Genomic DNA, 13,877 nt, shown 5'->3' with positions numbered 1-13,877 from the left:
CTAAAATAAAAGGTGGTTAGAATCTGACGGGGGCCTCCATACCCGCCATCTTAACCCCTGTGAGGGCCGATGCCTCAACGGTAAGGGCCCTGAGGTCATCCTTTTCAAGTTTGCTCACGTCTGTGTTACCTGCCTGCTGGGTCAGCATGCAGACCTCCTCAGTCATGGCCTCTATGTAGCGTGCAACGTTCTTACCTGCCTCCACATAGTCAAGGCGCTTCCTGAGGCCAGGGTCCTGAGTTGCGATACCCTTCCTGCATGTTCCCGTGTAGCACATCTGGCAGACCCGGCAGCCGATTGATACAAGGGCTGCTGTTCCTATGTACACTGCATCAGCCCCCAGGGCTATGGCCTTTGCAACATCCGCCCCGCTCCTTATACCTCCAGCTGCAACGAGGCTGACCTCATCCCTGAGGTTGACCTCCTTGAGGGCCTCGTCGGCCTCCACAATAGCGGCTATGGTGGGTACGCCTGAGTGCTCGGTTACAACGTCGGGTCCGGCACCCGTACCCCCCTGCATACCGTCCACCACGACGATGTCTGCACCCGCCTTTGCAGCTATCTTTACATCGTCACTCACACGACCGGATGTGAATTTGACCATTATAGGGACCTTCCAGTCTGTTATCTCACGGAGCTGGGATATCTTCATGCTCAGGTCTTCGGGTCCAACGATGTCCATGTGCCTTGCGGGGCTGAGGGCATCTGTGCCCTCGGGTATCATCCTTATCCTTGACACCTCGGCAGTCACCTTCTCTGCAAGGAGATGGCCTCCCATACCTGACTTGGCACCCTGACCTATCTTTATCTCAATGGCGTCTGAACTGTTAAGGTACTCTGCCGATACACCGAAGCGTCCTGATGCATACTGTGCAATTAGCTTTGATGCGTACTTCCTCTCTTCAGGGAGCATTCCGCCCTCACCGGTGTTTGTCGCGGTGCCGGCGAGGCTTGCGCCCATTGCAAGGGCTATCTTGGCCTCCTTGCTCAGGGCGCCGAAGGACATGGCGGCTATCATTATGGGCGTGTCAAGTTCAAGGGGTTTCTCAGCGAACCTGTCACCCAGGACGACTCTGGTGTTGCAGGGCTCCCTGTACTTGTCTATCGGTGGCCTTGAAACCTGTGCCGGTACAATGACAAGGTCATCGAAGGTTGGTATGCGCCTCACGGCACCGCAGCCCCTGACCTTGTAGGTGCCCTCCCTTGACTTGCGCTGTATCTCAAGGAGGTCTGTGAAGGACCAGACGTTTCTCCTGTCCTCGGGTACAGCGTTAACCTCTATGGCCTTGTTTGGACACATCTCTTCACATATACGGCACCCTACACAGTTTTCATGTCTTAAGGGTACAGGTTCACCGTTTATTATCTCGTAAACATCATGCGGACAGTTATTGTAGCATGAATAGCAGTTTGCGCAGAGTGACTCGTCCCTGTTGTCGCACATGTACCAGCAGCAGCCGGGACGGTCAAAGTTCCTCTTACATACCTCTTCCTTTCTCTCAACTTTAAAAGGCATATCAATCCCCCTCCTCCTTCAGGACCCTGAAGATAGGACATGCTGAGTACTTTGTGCCTGCAGCCCCCACTATATCCTCAGGATCCTCTGCCAGTTTCGGTACCGGTTTCCATGGTCTCTCAGCCTCTTTATCAACCACGATGGCTCCGTCAACCATCCCTTCCTTCACTGCAAAGGCCAGCAGTGCCGTTGCAACACCACCATCCTGTCCCCTGAACATGGGTGCCCTTGCAGAGAGTACCTCCATGTACTCGCCCAGGGGTTCTGATGCGGATTCACGGCTTACTATGCTGTCGGGTACATAGGTCCTTGGACAGGCAAGGTAGCAGATGTTGCAGCCCGGCGGGCATTCTCCCCTGACCTCCGGTTTCCTGTCCTCTATCCCTATTATGTCCTCGGGGCATGATGCCAGGCAGGCCCCGCAGAGTACGCATGCACCCACATCGATTACATCAGAGCGGAGGTCATCGAACTGGTAGTCCTTCACCTCCTCGGTGTATTCATCGTCGGGCATCACGCGCCAGTACATGACCGGCCTTGCAACGGACTCCCTCATCTTTATCTCCTCAAGGTTCTCCTCCTTCTTTCCTGCTGCAAGCTTCTCAAGGAGTCTGAGTCCGCTGTCCTTTATGGGTTCCGTCTCGATGTACCCTGCCTTTCTTGCCTTTTCAACAAGTTCAAGGCCCTTATCCGTCCTTATTATGATGGTTGACCATCCCTCGGGTGAGCCAACTGACCCTACTGATATATCTGACTGTTCTGATGCGAAGTCCATGCATACCGCGCAGCTCTTCCTCATTGCGGACCTTGCCCTTTCAAGGGGCACCGCCACGGTGCTTCCATCATTGAGCCTGAACCAGAGCTTCCCCTTCTCTATCCTGCACTCTGAAACATCAGCCAGATCCACACCCTCCTCCATGGCAAGCTGACTGAGGTAGGTGTATGAGAAGTTCTCCATGCAGAAGAGCCCTATTTTGATTTCAACAGGGAATTCTTCGGTGTAATTTTCCATGAGGGCTGCTGCGGTTATCTGGCAGGGTGTCCCAGCCATCGCATACCTTGATTTGCTCATTATCCTTCCTCCGATTCTTCACCATAAAATGGCCTTTTACTCCTTGGAACTATCTTTCTGAAGGCCCTGTAATCATCATCCTCCAGGTCGAAGCCATATCCTGACAGTAGTTCCCTCAGTTCATCCTCCTCCTCAGGGGTTATCCCTTCAACCTTCGCGTTCTTACCGAGGCTTTTGATCTCTCCGCGGACATAGATCTTCCCCCTTATGATGGATTCCCCTGCATCCTCTGCAAGGTCCCCCAGGACCACTATCCTGCCGCCCATCATGAAACGACCTGTCATGAAGCTCGAGTTACCGCCGATTATGATGGTGCCGTTCTTCATTATCTCCCCGGTCCTTGAACCGGCATCTCTCCTTACTACTACGGTTCCGCCGTATATTCCCTGACCTGCACCGTCACCGGCGGAGCCCTCGATGATGACCTCACCCTCTGTCATGTTATCTGCAGGGAACCATCCTCCATTACCCTTTATGGTCACCCTTGGACCGTGGATCATTGTGGCGGCGAAGTATCCTGCCGATCCATCAATGATGAGTTCAACATCCTCTGTGAGGCCGGCTCCCAGGTAGTGCATTGCATTGGGGTTTCTGACTATTATCCTGTCATGGTTCGGTGCAAGGCTCTTTATCTCCCTGTTAACCTCCCTGGGGGTCTTTGATTCAGCATTAATTATGGCTTCCATCATACTATCACCTATATCTCGTACACCCTCACCTCTCCGGGGGATATCTGTTCAACCTCGGTGGTGTCCATTACCTCCCTGAGGGATACCTCCTCGGATGCCACGGCAAAGACCTCATCGTTTTCTGCCATGACCCCTGGCCTGAGGCCCAGCTGGTCCTTGGCTATTCCAACACCCTGAGGTGTCCCTACAATGTATGAGAAGGGACCGTCCATGTCCTTCACGGACTGTTCAAGGGCTTCTTCAAGGCTGTAGCCTGATGCCAGTTTATCTGCCACGTAGTGGACTATGCACTCCGTGTCGTTGTTTGTCTCGAATATGTGGCCCTTCCTCTCAAGGGGTTCCCTTATCTTCCAGTAGTTTGTGATCTGGCCGTTGTGGACAACTGTTATGTCAGGGATTATGTAGCTCTGGAAGGGGTGTGCATGGTAGCGGTCGACTATGCTCTCTGTTGAGAACCTTGTGTGGCCTATTGCATGTGTCCCCTTCTTTGACCATGTATCGTATCTGTCAGCTATTTCAAGGACCGATCCAACGTCCTTTATCATCTCAAAGGAGTGGCTTCCATTGAGGACCATGACGTCTTCAAGTTTATCTATGTCCATTATGAGTGGTTTGAGCTGTGAGAATGATTCGAGCTGGATCCTGCAGCGGTATATTATGTAGTTTTCAACTGATGGGATGATCTCATCTGCCCTGATGGGGCTTACCGTTTCAACAGCTTCCCTGACAGTGTCTAGGAGGCCTGGTTTTTCCCTGACCTCAATGTTAAGAAGGTACTCGTTTTCCTCAAGTCCGAGTCCCCCGTATATTGAGAATCCTGCTGAATCAGGTCCCCTGTGCTGCAGTGCATGGAGCATCCTTGTCATGTCTGCTCCCACAGGGTGAAGTTTCCCATCCTTGTAGACCACTCCTGCTATTCCACACAATTTAATACCTCCTTTATAAAGTATTCATGAAGCCCTGTGTCCTCTCCAAGTTCAGGGTGGAAGGCCAGCGCCATGTTGCATCCCTCCTTCACGGCGATGATCTTATCGTTGAGCCTTGACAGTACCTCAACTCCCTCACCGGTTTCGGTGACGGCAGGTGCCCTTATGAATATTCCCCTGATTTCCCTCCCAAGTATCTCTATTTTTTCTTCAAAGGAGTCCCTCTGTCTTCCGAAGGCGATCCTCTTAACCTTCATGTCTATGAGTCCCAGGAGGGGCTGCTGGTAGTCTGTTTCCCTTGCAAGGAGGATCAGCCCTGCGCATGTTCCCATGACTGGTTTCTTTTCCCTGATTATGACGTCCTTTATTCCTGTCTCCTCCATGAGCTTCCCTATGACGGTGCTCTCGCCCCCGGAGATTATTATTGCATCGGATGATGAGGCTTCGCTGGCTGTTCTCACCCTCACGGCCTCTGCATCTATACCCATCCTTTCAATGGCCTTCCGGGTCATCTCGAGGTGTTCAGAAACATCTCCCTGCAGATCAAGAATACCTATCCTTATCATGCTGTCTCCTTTTAGAGTTTTTAAGTAATCTTTTAAACACAGGACCATATAAAACTACCGGAAAATAATTGCCGGCTACTGTTTTTTTCTGAACTTCAGATCCCACAAAGAAACTCGGATGTGCAATGTTCAGAAATCAGGTCTTGAATAAACTTATAATTGAACAATTATATAAAAGTTTCCATGGGCCTCTTCCATCAACGGTATGATATGCCATAGATACATTCTATGGATGTAATAAAAAAACTGATGAACCGACCATCAACAGTATGATGTGCCATAACCCCGCCAATGGTTAAGGGATGAAGGAAAAATCGGATCATCACAGGACATCCAGAAAGGGAACCATAAAAATACCAAGGAGCAGAGTTTCAGTGACTCCTCCTTCCACTAACGCGCCTCTGACGGAACCATAAGAAAAACGGTATTAGCACCCATAAACAACCGGAAGGGCAAGTGGATGAAGAGCCCGCCCCCTACAGTGACAGTGTTATCCGCACAGAACATGAAGGGTCAGGGAGGGTCAGGGGGAGGGGAAACTCAGAGTTCATCTTCAAGAAACTCCATCACCCTGTAGGTGGAGCTTTTAACATAATCAGCAGCCTCCCTGAAGGCTTCCCTCTCATCCCTGTCCATTAACACAGGTACAACACCCTCAATACCTTTTTTGCCAAGTTTAACAGGGATCCCCAGGCACACGTCCCTTATACCATCAATTTCACCCTCCATGAGGGTTGATACCGTGAGTATCCTTCTCTCATCATTCAGTATTGTTTTAACTATGTTTGAGATTGCAAAGGCAGGTCCGTACTCGGTGGCCCCCTTCTTACTTATGATGTTGCTCCCTGCATTGATGACCTTATCAATGGTCTTTTTAAGGTCAAATCTCTTGTAGCCAGAGAAGTAATCCCTGCTGGAATAGTGTTCAATTGGTATTCCTCCAATGGAGGTGGAGCTTATCAGGGGGACCATGTAGGGGCCGTGCTGCCCTATAACCCTAGTGTGGACCTCACTGACATGGACGTTGAAGTGCCTGGCCATGTAGTTCTTTAGGCGAAGGGAATCCAGGTGGTTGCCAAGGCCAAAGACCCTGCTTGGATGGAACCCTGAATACCTGAGGGCCACATATGTCATCACATCGACGGGGTTGGTGACGACAAGTATAATTGAATCGGGGGCGAACCTTGCTATCTTCCTTGCGTATTCTGCCACTATTTTTCCATTCTGAAATCCTAGGTCATCCCTGTCCATCTCTGCCGTCCTTGGAACCCCAGCTGTTATTACAACTATCCTCGAACCATGAATGTTCTCAATATCTGCGGAGTTCTCAAGTTTGACAGATACGCCCTTGGCTGCAAGGGCATCGCTCATATCAAGAACCTCTCCGATGTTCTGCTCGAGGCTCTCCTCCCTTGATATAAGGTGAAGGGTATTGACGGCCTCTTCCTCTGCAAGACAAAGTGCTGTTGCCCTTCCAACACGCCCTGTTGATCCAATTATACTAACCTTCAAATAAGCGCCTCCTAATGTGTTTCAAGGTAATTAATGGCCACATTTTTTGCAAAACCGCTTCCAGTCTCTGCCAGTTTCTCCATTTCAACCTTAACCTTCTCTCCACCGATTTGTTCAAGTGAACGGGCGGCTCCACTCCTTACAAATCCACTGTCATCTTCAAGGAGCCCGACAAGGGGTTCAATGGCCCTTTCATCCTTAAAGTTCCCTATGATCCATGCTGCAGCGCCACGTATCTTCCAGTCATCACTTGAAAGGCTCTCAAGGAGAGGTTCAAAGGCCTCCTCCCCCATCTTTGAGAGGGCAGTTGAAACTTCACGCCTCACCCACTTGTTCTCATCTTCCAGTGCCCTGATAAGTGGCTCCACGGCCCGGGGGTCGCCTATATTACCCAGGGCAGCTGCAGCACCCCTCCTTACAAGTTTATTCTCGCTGTCAAGGGCCTCAATGAGCTGATCAACCGCTGGTTCACCTATCTCTGAGAGAAGCTCAACAACCTGCACCCTCATATGTTCATCATCTTCCTTCAGCTGCTCAATGATCCTTTCAATGTTCTCTCTCCTCTGCATATTATCAACCTCATATGAATTATGTTAAAATCTATACAAATAGTTGCCGTGAAGTACTCAAAACAGGAAATGGGATCCTGATGAACTAACTACATCCTGCTGAGGGTGTTTATGATCTTCATGGTAACCCTCTCGGCATCATCAAGTTCCAGAGATCTGAATGTTGCAAGGGCCTCCTTAAAGACCCGGTAGAGGTTTTCACGTTCATCCATGATGAAAAGTACTATCCCTGTTATAACACGCGAAACAGCAAGTCCCTTCATGTCACCGGTCTCCTTAAAGAGCCTGCTGGACCTTTTAATGAACCTCAGGGCATCATCAATCCCTCCCTCCTCGAGTTCATGCTTTCCAGTAAGCAGGTTGAGGACGGCCCCTGATGAACCATCACCAATGACCGCCGCAGATTCAAGGTTATCCCTCAGGAAATCCATGTCCCTGCAGCTCCATGCATCCCTGTATGTTTCAAACCCATCCACGAATTCAAGGAGTTCATCAGAAAGCCTGAACAGGGTCTCTGCTTCAGATGAGACCTCCATGGCAAGTTTATCCTCAGCAGAGTCCTCAGATTCATTTTCATCTTCAATGGAGGATATGGCCTCCCTGATCTTACCTGCCTCGTATATCTTCTCCCTGATGTCATCTGCAAGTGGAGATCTGATCTCAGAGTAGATTGACAGAACATCAGAGTAGCATGAAAGGGCCCTTTCAAAGTCCCTCATGACCATGAACGAATCCCCGAGGAGTTCTGATGCATAGGCAATACCCTCCGGGAAATTAAGTTTCCTGTAGTTTTCAAGTGCGGCCTCAAAGTTCTTCGCAGCCTTCTGTGGCTCGCCACGATCAAGGTAGATCACACCTATATCTATGAGAACCTCGGCTTCATGTTCCTGATACTCATGGAGCTTCTGCTTGTAATGTTTGAGGGCCCCCCCTTTATTCCTGAGCGAATCAAATATGCTTAAAAAATTCAGCCGAAACATGCAAATCCCCCAGTCTATATTTATCAGGACGGAGTTAAATAGATATTCTATCTTTACTGTAGAGTACTTGAAGGACTTCAAAAAGATGCATGAATTTCCCCCAGTAGATCTTGAAGGTGTTATTAATGTACAGGATTACGGTTATACCCGGTGATGGTATTGGCGGTGAGGTTATGGATGCTGCCCTCACCGTGCTGGACGCTGTTGACCTTGAATTTGAATTTACACTGGCAGAGGCAGGAGACGGGTGCTTCAGGAGGTGCGGTGAGACAATACCCGATGAGACCATAAGGCTTGTGAGGAAGGCTGATGCAACACTCTTCGGAGCAGTTACCACCGTGCCGGGGCAGAAAAGCGCCATAATCACCCTGAGGCGTGAACTGGACCTTTTTGCGAATTTAAGGCCTGTAAGGTCTCTTCCAGGGGTTCCGTGCCTTTATCCGGACCTGGATTTTGTGATTGTCCGTGAGAACACCGAGGATCTCTATGTTGGTGATGAGGAGTACACGTCTGATGGTGCTGTTGCAAGGCGTGTTATAACCAGGGCTGCCTCCGAGAGGATTGTGAGGTTTGCCTTTGATTACGCGGTGGGTGATGGCCGCGGCGGTGTTACGGCCGTCCATAAGGCCAACGTCCTCAAGAAGACAGACGGCATATTCAGGGAAGTCTTCTACGAGGTCGCCTCCAGTTACCCCCAGGTGGAGGCCAATGACTACTATGTGGATGCCACAGCCATGTACCTCATCACACAGCCCCATGAATTCGATGTCATCGTCACAACCAACATGTTCGGAGACATACTCTCAGACGAAGCCGCAGCCCTGGTCGGAGGCCTCGGAGTAGCACCATCAGCAAACATAGGCGAAAAAAACGCCATATTCGAACCAGTACACGGATCAGCACCACAAATAGCCGGAAAAAACATAGCCAACCCCACAGCAATGATACTATCAACAGCACTCATGCTAAAACACCTCAAAAAACCACAAGAAGCCCAGAAAATACAGGAAGCACTTGAGAGGGTTCTGAAGAAGGGTGTCATGACCCCTGACCTGGGCGGGACTGCAACCACATCCGGGATGGCCGATGCTGTGAGGAAGGAAGTCCTTGAGCTGTAATCCTCAATGGATACTGTGGACAGTTACTGCCCCTGAATCACCGTGATTAAAAGGAAACCGTATTTTTCATCATCAAAAGAAGTTATAAAAAAGGGATATGCTGGAAGCTGCATATCACATTGAAAGGCATGAGATACCGCTTCACCCGGTTATCATGGTGCCTATTCCCTTCTTTGTGAATATCTCAAGGAGGAGGGAGTGTTTAACCCTTCCATCGATGATATGGGCTGATGAAACACCCTCATTGATGGCCTTTATGCATGTGAGGGTCTTGGGGAGCATCCCGCCCTCTATAACACCACTCTTTACAAGGTCGCTCAGTTCATCAACGCTTATCCTCCTTATGAGGGTTTCAGGGTTCGATGGGTCCTCAAGTATACCAGGGACATCCGTGAGGACTATTAGTTTCTCAGCGCCTATACCCGATGCTATCTCACCTGCAACGGTATCAGCGTTCAGGTTGAGGGTGTTGACGTTCCTGTCAACACCTATAGGGGATATGACAGGGATGTAACCGTTCTCCGTTAACATGTCGATTATTCCGGTGTCAAGGGATTCGATCTCCCCTACCAGTCCAAGGTCTATCTCCCTCTTCTCACCGGTCTCATCATCCCTGATCACGTGGGGCGCCTTCTTCCTGGCCAGGAGGAGGCTGCTGTCCTTACCTGAGAGGCCAACGGCCCTCCCGCCATGGTAGCATATCCTTGACACGATGCTGGTGTTTATCTTACCAACCAGGACCATCTTAACTATCTCCATTGTCTCCTCATCCGTAACCCTGAGGCCCTCAATGAACTCTGGCTGCTTACCCATCTTGTTCATGGCCCTTGAGATTTCGGGTCCTCCGCCATGGACAACAACAGGTTCCATGCCCACATACTTCAGCAGGACGGTGTCGCGGGCTGTTGAGTCCATGGCTGCATTATCTATCATGGCGTGGCCGCCGTACTTGATCATTATCTTCTTCTTATGGAATTTCTTGATGTAGGGCAATGCCTCCACAAGGATATTTACTGTTTTCATTTAAACACCTGATAGAATGATTCCGGTAAGTTAATCTAAATTACGTTGTATATTCTGCATTTATCCTCACATAATCATATGTGAGGTCACATCCATATGCTGTCGCGCCTGAACTTCCCGCTGCAAGGTCAACGATAATCCTTATCTCCTTCTCCTTCATTATCTCCTCTGCAAGTTCAAGTTCCCCTGTATCCTCAAAGGCAAGTATTTCACCCCTCCTGACCACCGTGACCGAACCCGCATCTGATTCCAGGGACACGCTGATATCATCAGAGTTAAATTCCGCGCCCGAGTAACCTGCAGCCGCAACTATACGCCCCCAGTTGGGGTCCGCTCCAAATATGGCTGTTTTAACAAGGGATGAACCTGCAATTGCCCTTGCAGCTTTACGTGCATCTTCACTGTCCTTTGCATTTACCACGTCCACCATGAAGGACTTTGTGGCTCCCTCCCCGTCCCTGGCCATCATCCATGCTAGTTTCCTGCATACCACCTTGAGGGCCTCCTGGAAGTTCCCATCCATCCTCCCTGACCTGCAGGTGGATGTTATTATTACCATGTCGTTGGTGCTCTCATCACCATCGATGATGAGCATGTTGAAGCTCTCATCAGCAGCCCTCCTGAGGGCCTTTTTAAGCTCGGAGGGTGTTGCATCAACATCCGTTGTTATGAATGCCAGCATGGTCGCCATGTTGGGGGCTATCATCCCTGATCCCTTGGCAACCGCACCTATACGTGCCTTTTTGCCATTTTTAAGTTCGAATTCCACTGCCACTTCCTTTGGATATGTGTCTGTGGTCATGATGGCTTCAGCAAGTTCACGGGATGCCCTGGGAGAATTTTCAAGTCTCCCTGCAGCATCATCTATGAGCCTCTCTATGATTTCCAGTGGCATCCTCCTTCCGATGACACCGGTGGATGCAACGGCAACATCATCCATGTCAACCGAAGCAGCCTCCGACACCCTCTCTGCCATCCGGACAGCGTCATCCATCCCCTCCTTTCCTGTGAAGCAGTTGGCATTACCGCTGTTTGCAACGATTGCAGAGAGTTTACCGTCCCTCATGACCTTCTCTGTGAGTTTAACCGGCTCAGCCCTGACGGTGTTTGATGTGAATATGGCTGCTGCATTTGAATCTTTACTGATGATTATTCCAACACCGTATTTGCCTTCACGGCAACCCGATGCAAGCACGCCATCAACGGCGCACACTCCACCATCTATAAACTTCAGTTCCATAAGCATCACTACCCTTTAAATCATACCCTTCAGCTTCAGGACAGGGTCGCGTGAACATCACCCCCCTGAAAAAAAGTTCACCGGGACCCCCATGTGTCAGTATGTTGTGTTGTTGGCGGATCCCTGTTCATTGACAACGTTGACTTCCCCATCGCCCCTGGCAGCATCCATTCCACGATCCTTTATACCCGTCATCGGCAGGGTGTTGGTGTTGCTGGGCACGAGCTGAGGGTTATCATTGCTAGAACTATTATTGACAGCAATATCCATAACGGTGCCATTGGAAAGACCTATTGCAATGCCCAGACCTGAGCCACAGCCAAAGGCGATGAGGGAAATCAGAAAGCCGATTATTATTCTGGCCTCAGTTTCAGGTCTCATTTTAACTCCCCTTATTAGTTTCAATTTAATATCTTAAATAGATTTCCAGCATCAAGCAGTTACAGCGTAGATGACAGCCAGTAGAATGGCTATTAAACCGAACTCCCAGTGTCCCATATTCCAGCCAAGGAAGGTCGCCGTGAATACGAATATGAATATCAGGAGCACAGCTGCCTTCCTGTTCATGAGGAAATCCATAACCGACCGTGTGAAGGGGGATGGGATAAAGTAGCCATAGATCCCATCTGCAACATCAAAGACCATGATGGATGTGGGGTTCCACAGCTTTATGTTATCTGCAAGCTGGGCCCTCTCCCCAGCCTCCCTCCGAGTCCTTCCTATACCCACCCTTATGTTGGCGCCGCTGTCCATCGCATGCCACGCAGAGTCGATACCCGCCCTGAGAGCCATGTCCTTGGTGGGGAAATTGGCGATTAGGTCATCCCCACCCTCCCTGTAGCCCTCTATCTTCCCGTGGCACTTCTTTTCCATGTAAACCTTTATATCATTCATGATCTCAACCAGGGTGTCGCGTCCATGCTCCTCTATGAACCCTGTTGAGTCCATCACGTCTATGAAGAGGTAGTTGTCCCTGTAGGAGGGCTCACCCCTGGAGGGTTTGAATTCGTTTGTGAATATTATTGCAAATTCCCCTCCAAGCTTTGTGAAGCCCACCCCCGGAACCTCACCTATCTCCCTGTTGAGGTTTATGGCCCGTTCAATTGCAGCGGCACCTGTCATCCCGGCAGCAGCCCTTACATTTATCCCCCTCTGGCTCCCTGCCCCTATAATCTTTATAGCTACCCTTATGGCGTCGTTCTTTGACAGGAACCTTGCAAGGACTTCCTTCGGGCTCTTCTCTATTATCTTCCCATGTTCACCGGTGATTATCTCTGCGAAGTCATCGGTTATGCGCCCGCCATCGAACACCTCAATGTAGAGGTAACGGTCGCTTCCCATGATTATATTGCTCAGGAGGGCGTATTCATCCACCCGGTTCTCTGCAGGTTTCAGTTCAATGAACTTCCGGTTCTCAGGCAGGTTTTCTGTTCCGATTTCCTTTGTGAGGTTGTCGAAGATGTTGCTGGTGTTTATATGGGCCCTTTTAATTTCTATGAGCATCGTCTTGGTGTAGTTCAGCATTTCAACGTATTCCCGTTCCGTGCTGTTCGTTGGCATGTACTTTGTGCCTATGCTCAGGACCCTGTATCCCAGGAAAAAACCAAGTACCTTGCGCATCAGGTAATCCATGACCATCAATCATTGCCTCCCTTCTCCAGAACTACCTCGAATTCTCCGGGTTTCTCAAGAAGCATGCTTGGTTTAACAGAGACTATGGGGAACCTCCAGGACCCTATCCTTGCAGCGATGGTGCTTGCTATGTTCCTTGAGTTCTTCTTAACGAAGCTGTAGTCATGGTCATTTATGGTTATGTTAACGTTGTGGGGGGCCTCCTCCATGACATCCTCAGAGTACATTATGTTGAGCTCAAAGGTCCCTGGTTTGAGGAATATGTCGTTCCTCACGGCCACCAGGGGCGCGTGGTCAAGCTTCAACCTGTCACCCACAGTCACCGCAATGTTTCCCGCATACTTTATGGCGTCCCTGTAGTCCCTTGGATGGACCAGGACGAATATTATGTAGTTGCTTGTCCTTTCAACCTCCTCAACCATGCTCATGAACTTCTCAAAGAGGGGGAGCTTCATGAATATTCCTTCAAGTTTGGGTTCAAGACCCTCCTCCTGGCTCCGGCTTATACGTTCAATTGCCTCCCTTGCTATGGCTATGCCGCTGAGTTTTTTACCCCTCTTAACCCTGTATGAGTCAATCCTTTTCTTCTCAAATTCCCTGAGGGCCTCGTTACATATCTTCTGAAGGATATTTTTAACCTTCTTTGGCTTTCCCGAGGTGCCTATGAGTATCTTCCCGTCCCTGAAGCTGTAGGGTATCCTCCTGCTGTTTATGTCCTGGAACTCATCTGTGTATTCCCTGAAGATGTCATTGGAGAGTATCTTCGCGTCCTCCTCCTCAGCCATCTTCAGTATGAAGTGGTCCGCGTTTGTACCTGAGGGTACCTGCTGGAATCTTCCCTCATCCAGAAGTTTTTTGAACCTTTCCTTATCATCTATCTCGTGTCTCAGTGATGCATCGGCAATGATGACCGGTTCATAGCCCAGTTTTTCAAGTTCTTCCACCGCTGCCAGTATGTTGTCTATACATGGCCTGTCCTCATCATTCTTCCTTGAATGGGCGACGTTTGATGCATCTATAATGACCCTCAAGTA

Annotated in this window: 14 protein-coding genes; 1 reads left to right on the top strand and 13 read right to left on the bottom strand. The window is 49.8% G+C overall.

Annotated elements, in window-relative coordinates:
* Positions 1–16: 16 nt before the first annotated feature.
* From N5910_RS03210 to N5910_RS03175, 8 genes are all read right to left on the bottom strand, one after another.
* Positions 17–1,516 carry a glutamate synthase-related protein gene (locus tag N5910_RS03210; protein ID WP_191216434.1) on the bottom strand — a complete coding sequence of 500 codons (1,500 nt, stop codon included), beginning with the start codon at positions 1,514–1,516 and terminating at the stop codon, positions 17–19.
* A 1-nt stretch (position 1,517) separates the two neighbouring features.
* Positions 1,518–2,588, bottom strand: coding sequence for a Coenzyme F420 hydrogenase/dehydrogenase, beta subunit C-terminal domain (locus N5910_RS03205; RefSeq protein WP_191216433.1), 1,071 nt, complete (start codon positions 2,586–2,588; stop codon positions 1,518–1,520).
* Complete coding sequence (locus N5910_RS03200; protein ID WP_261599769.1) at positions 2,588–3,277, bottom strand: GXGXG domain-containing protein; 690 nt, start codon at positions 3,275–3,277, stop codon at positions 2,588–2,590. Before N5910_RS03200 ends, N5910_RS03205 begins: the two co-directional genes overlap by 1 nt.
* An 8-nt stretch (positions 3,278–3,285) precedes the next feature.
* A complete protein-coding gene (locus N5910_RS03195) occupies positions 3,286–4,203 on the bottom strand; it encodes a class II glutamine amidotransferase (protein WP_191216431.1) in 918 nt (305 codons plus the stop codon).
* Positions 4,191–4,769 (bottom strand): pyridoxal 5'-phosphate synthase glutaminase subunit PdxT, encoded by a 579-nt coding sequence (gene pdxT, locus N5910_RS03190; RefSeq protein WP_261599768.1) that lies wholly within the window; start codon positions 4,767–4,769, stop codon positions 4,191–4,193. Before pdxT ends, N5910_RS03195 begins: the two co-directional genes overlap by 13 nt.
* 540 nt (positions 4,770–5,309) lie before the next feature.
* Positions 5,310–6,281: a malate dehydrogenase gene (locus N5910_RS03185; protein ID WP_074358686.1), complete on the bottom strand. Its 972-nt coding sequence runs from the start codon at positions 6,279–6,281 to the stop codon at positions 5,310–5,312.
* An 11-nt stretch (positions 6,282–6,292) separates the two neighbouring features.
* A complete protein-coding gene (locus N5910_RS03180; protein ID WP_261599767.1) occupies positions 6,293–6,850 on the bottom strand; it encodes a HEAT repeat domain-containing protein in 558 nt (185 codons plus the stop codon).
* An 89-nt stretch (positions 6,851–6,939) separates the two neighbouring features.
* Positions 6,940–7,830, bottom strand: coding sequence for a tetratricopeptide repeat protein (locus N5910_RS03175; protein ID WP_261599766.1), 891 nt, complete (start codon positions 7,828–7,830; stop codon positions 6,940–6,942).
* A gap of 125 nt (positions 7,831–7,955) precedes the next feature.
* Here N5910_RS03175 and aksF point away from each other — a divergent pair, with 125 nt between their 5' ends.
* Positions 7,956–8,948, top strand: a complete 993-nt coding sequence (gene aksF, locus N5910_RS03170; protein ID WP_261599765.1) for a homoisocitrate dehydrogenase — start codon at positions 7,956–7,958, stop codon at positions 8,946–8,948.
* Positions 8,949–9,089: 141 nt separating this feature from the next.
* Here the strand turns inward: aksF and argB are convergent, their stop codons facing one another.
* The 5 genes from argB to N5910_RS03145 form a co-directional block, all read right to left on the bottom strand.
* A complete protein-coding gene (argB, locus tag N5910_RS03165) occupies positions 9,090–9,971 on the bottom strand; it encodes an acetylglutamate kinase (RefSeq protein WP_191216430.1) in 882 nt (293 codons plus the stop codon).
* A 40-nt stretch (positions 9,972–10,011) separates the two neighbouring features.
* Positions 10,012–11,211, bottom strand: coding sequence for a bifunctional ornithine acetyltransferase/N-acetylglutamate synthase (argJ, locus tag N5910_RS03160; protein ID WP_191216429.1), 1,200 nt, complete (start codon positions 11,209–11,211; stop codon positions 10,012–10,014).
* Between the two features lie 96 nt (positions 11,212–11,307).
* The gene (locus tag N5910_RS03155) at positions 11,308–11,592 is read right to left on the bottom strand and encodes a hypothetical protein (protein ID WP_074358681.1); all 285 of its coding nucleotides are present in this window, start codon (positions 11,590–11,592) and stop codon (positions 11,308–11,310) included.
* 51 nt (positions 11,593–11,643) lie between these two features.
* Positions 11,644–12,849: a hypothetical protein gene (locus N5910_RS03150; protein ID WP_261599874.1), complete on the bottom strand. Its 1,206-nt coding sequence runs from the start codon at positions 12,847–12,849 to the stop codon at positions 11,644–11,646.
* The gene (locus N5910_RS03145) at positions 12,849–13,874 is read right to left on the bottom strand and encodes an NYN domain-containing protein (RefSeq protein ID WP_074358679.1); all 1,026 of its coding nucleotides are present in this window, start codon (positions 13,872–13,874) and stop codon (positions 12,849–12,851) included. Before N5910_RS03145 ends, N5910_RS03150 begins: the two co-directional genes overlap by 1 nt.
* Between the last annotated feature and the right edge of the window lie 3 nt (positions 13,875–13,877).

The organism is Methanothermobacter wolfeii, assembly GCF_025397995.1.
Classification (GTDB): Archaea; Methanobacteriota; Methanobacteria; order Methanobacteriales; family Methanothermobacteraceae; genus Methanothermobacter; species Methanothermobacter wolfei.
The sequence above is the reverse complement of the archived record's forward strand: the minus strand, read 5'-3'. Positions and strand labels throughout refer to the sequence as shown.

Excerpts from the sequence above, each read along its gene's own strand:
- N5910_RS03150 (WP_261599874.1), bottom strand. The coding sequence starts at position 12,849 with ATGGTCATGGATTACCTGATGCGCAAGGTACTTGGTTTTTTCCTGGGA.
- N5910_RS03210 (WP_191216434.1), bottom strand. The coding sequence starts at position 1,516 with ATGCCTTTTAAAGTTGAGAGAAAGGAAGAGGTATGTAAGAGGAACTTT.
- aksF (WP_261599765.1), top strand. The coding sequence starts at position 7,956 with ATGTACAGGATTACGGTTATACCCGGTGATGGTATTGGCGGTGAGGTT.
- pdxT (WP_261599768.1), bottom strand. The coding sequence starts at position 4,769 with ATGATAAGGATAGGTATTCTTGATCTGCAGGGAGATGTTTCTGAACAC.
- N5910_RS03180 (WP_261599767.1), bottom strand. The coding sequence starts at position 6,850 with ATGCAGAGGAGAGAGAACATTGAAAGGATCATTGAGCAGCTGAAGGAA.
- N5910_RS03200 (WP_261599769.1), bottom strand. The coding sequence starts at position 3,277 with ATGATGGAAGCCATAATTAATGCTGAATCAAAGACCCCCAGGGAGGTT.
- N5910_RS03205 (WP_191216433.1), bottom strand. The coding sequence starts at position 2,588 with ATGAGCAAATCAAGGTATGCGATGGCTGGGACACCCTGCCAGATAACC.
- argB (WP_191216430.1), bottom strand. The coding sequence starts at position 9,971 with ATGAAAACAGTAAATATCCTTGTGGAGGCATTGCCCTACATCAAGAAA.
- N5910_RS03155 (WP_074358681.1), bottom strand. The coding sequence starts at position 11,592 with ATGAGACCTGAAACTGAGGCCAGAATAATAATCGGCTTTCTGATTTCC.
- argJ (WP_191216429.1), bottom strand. The coding sequence starts at position 11,211 with ATGGAACTGAAGTTTATAGATGGTGGAGTGTGCGCCGTTGATGGCGTG.
- N5910_RS03175 (WP_261599766.1), bottom strand. The coding sequence starts at position 7,830 with ATGTTTCGGCTGAATTTTTTAAGCATATTTGATTCGCTCAGGAATAAA.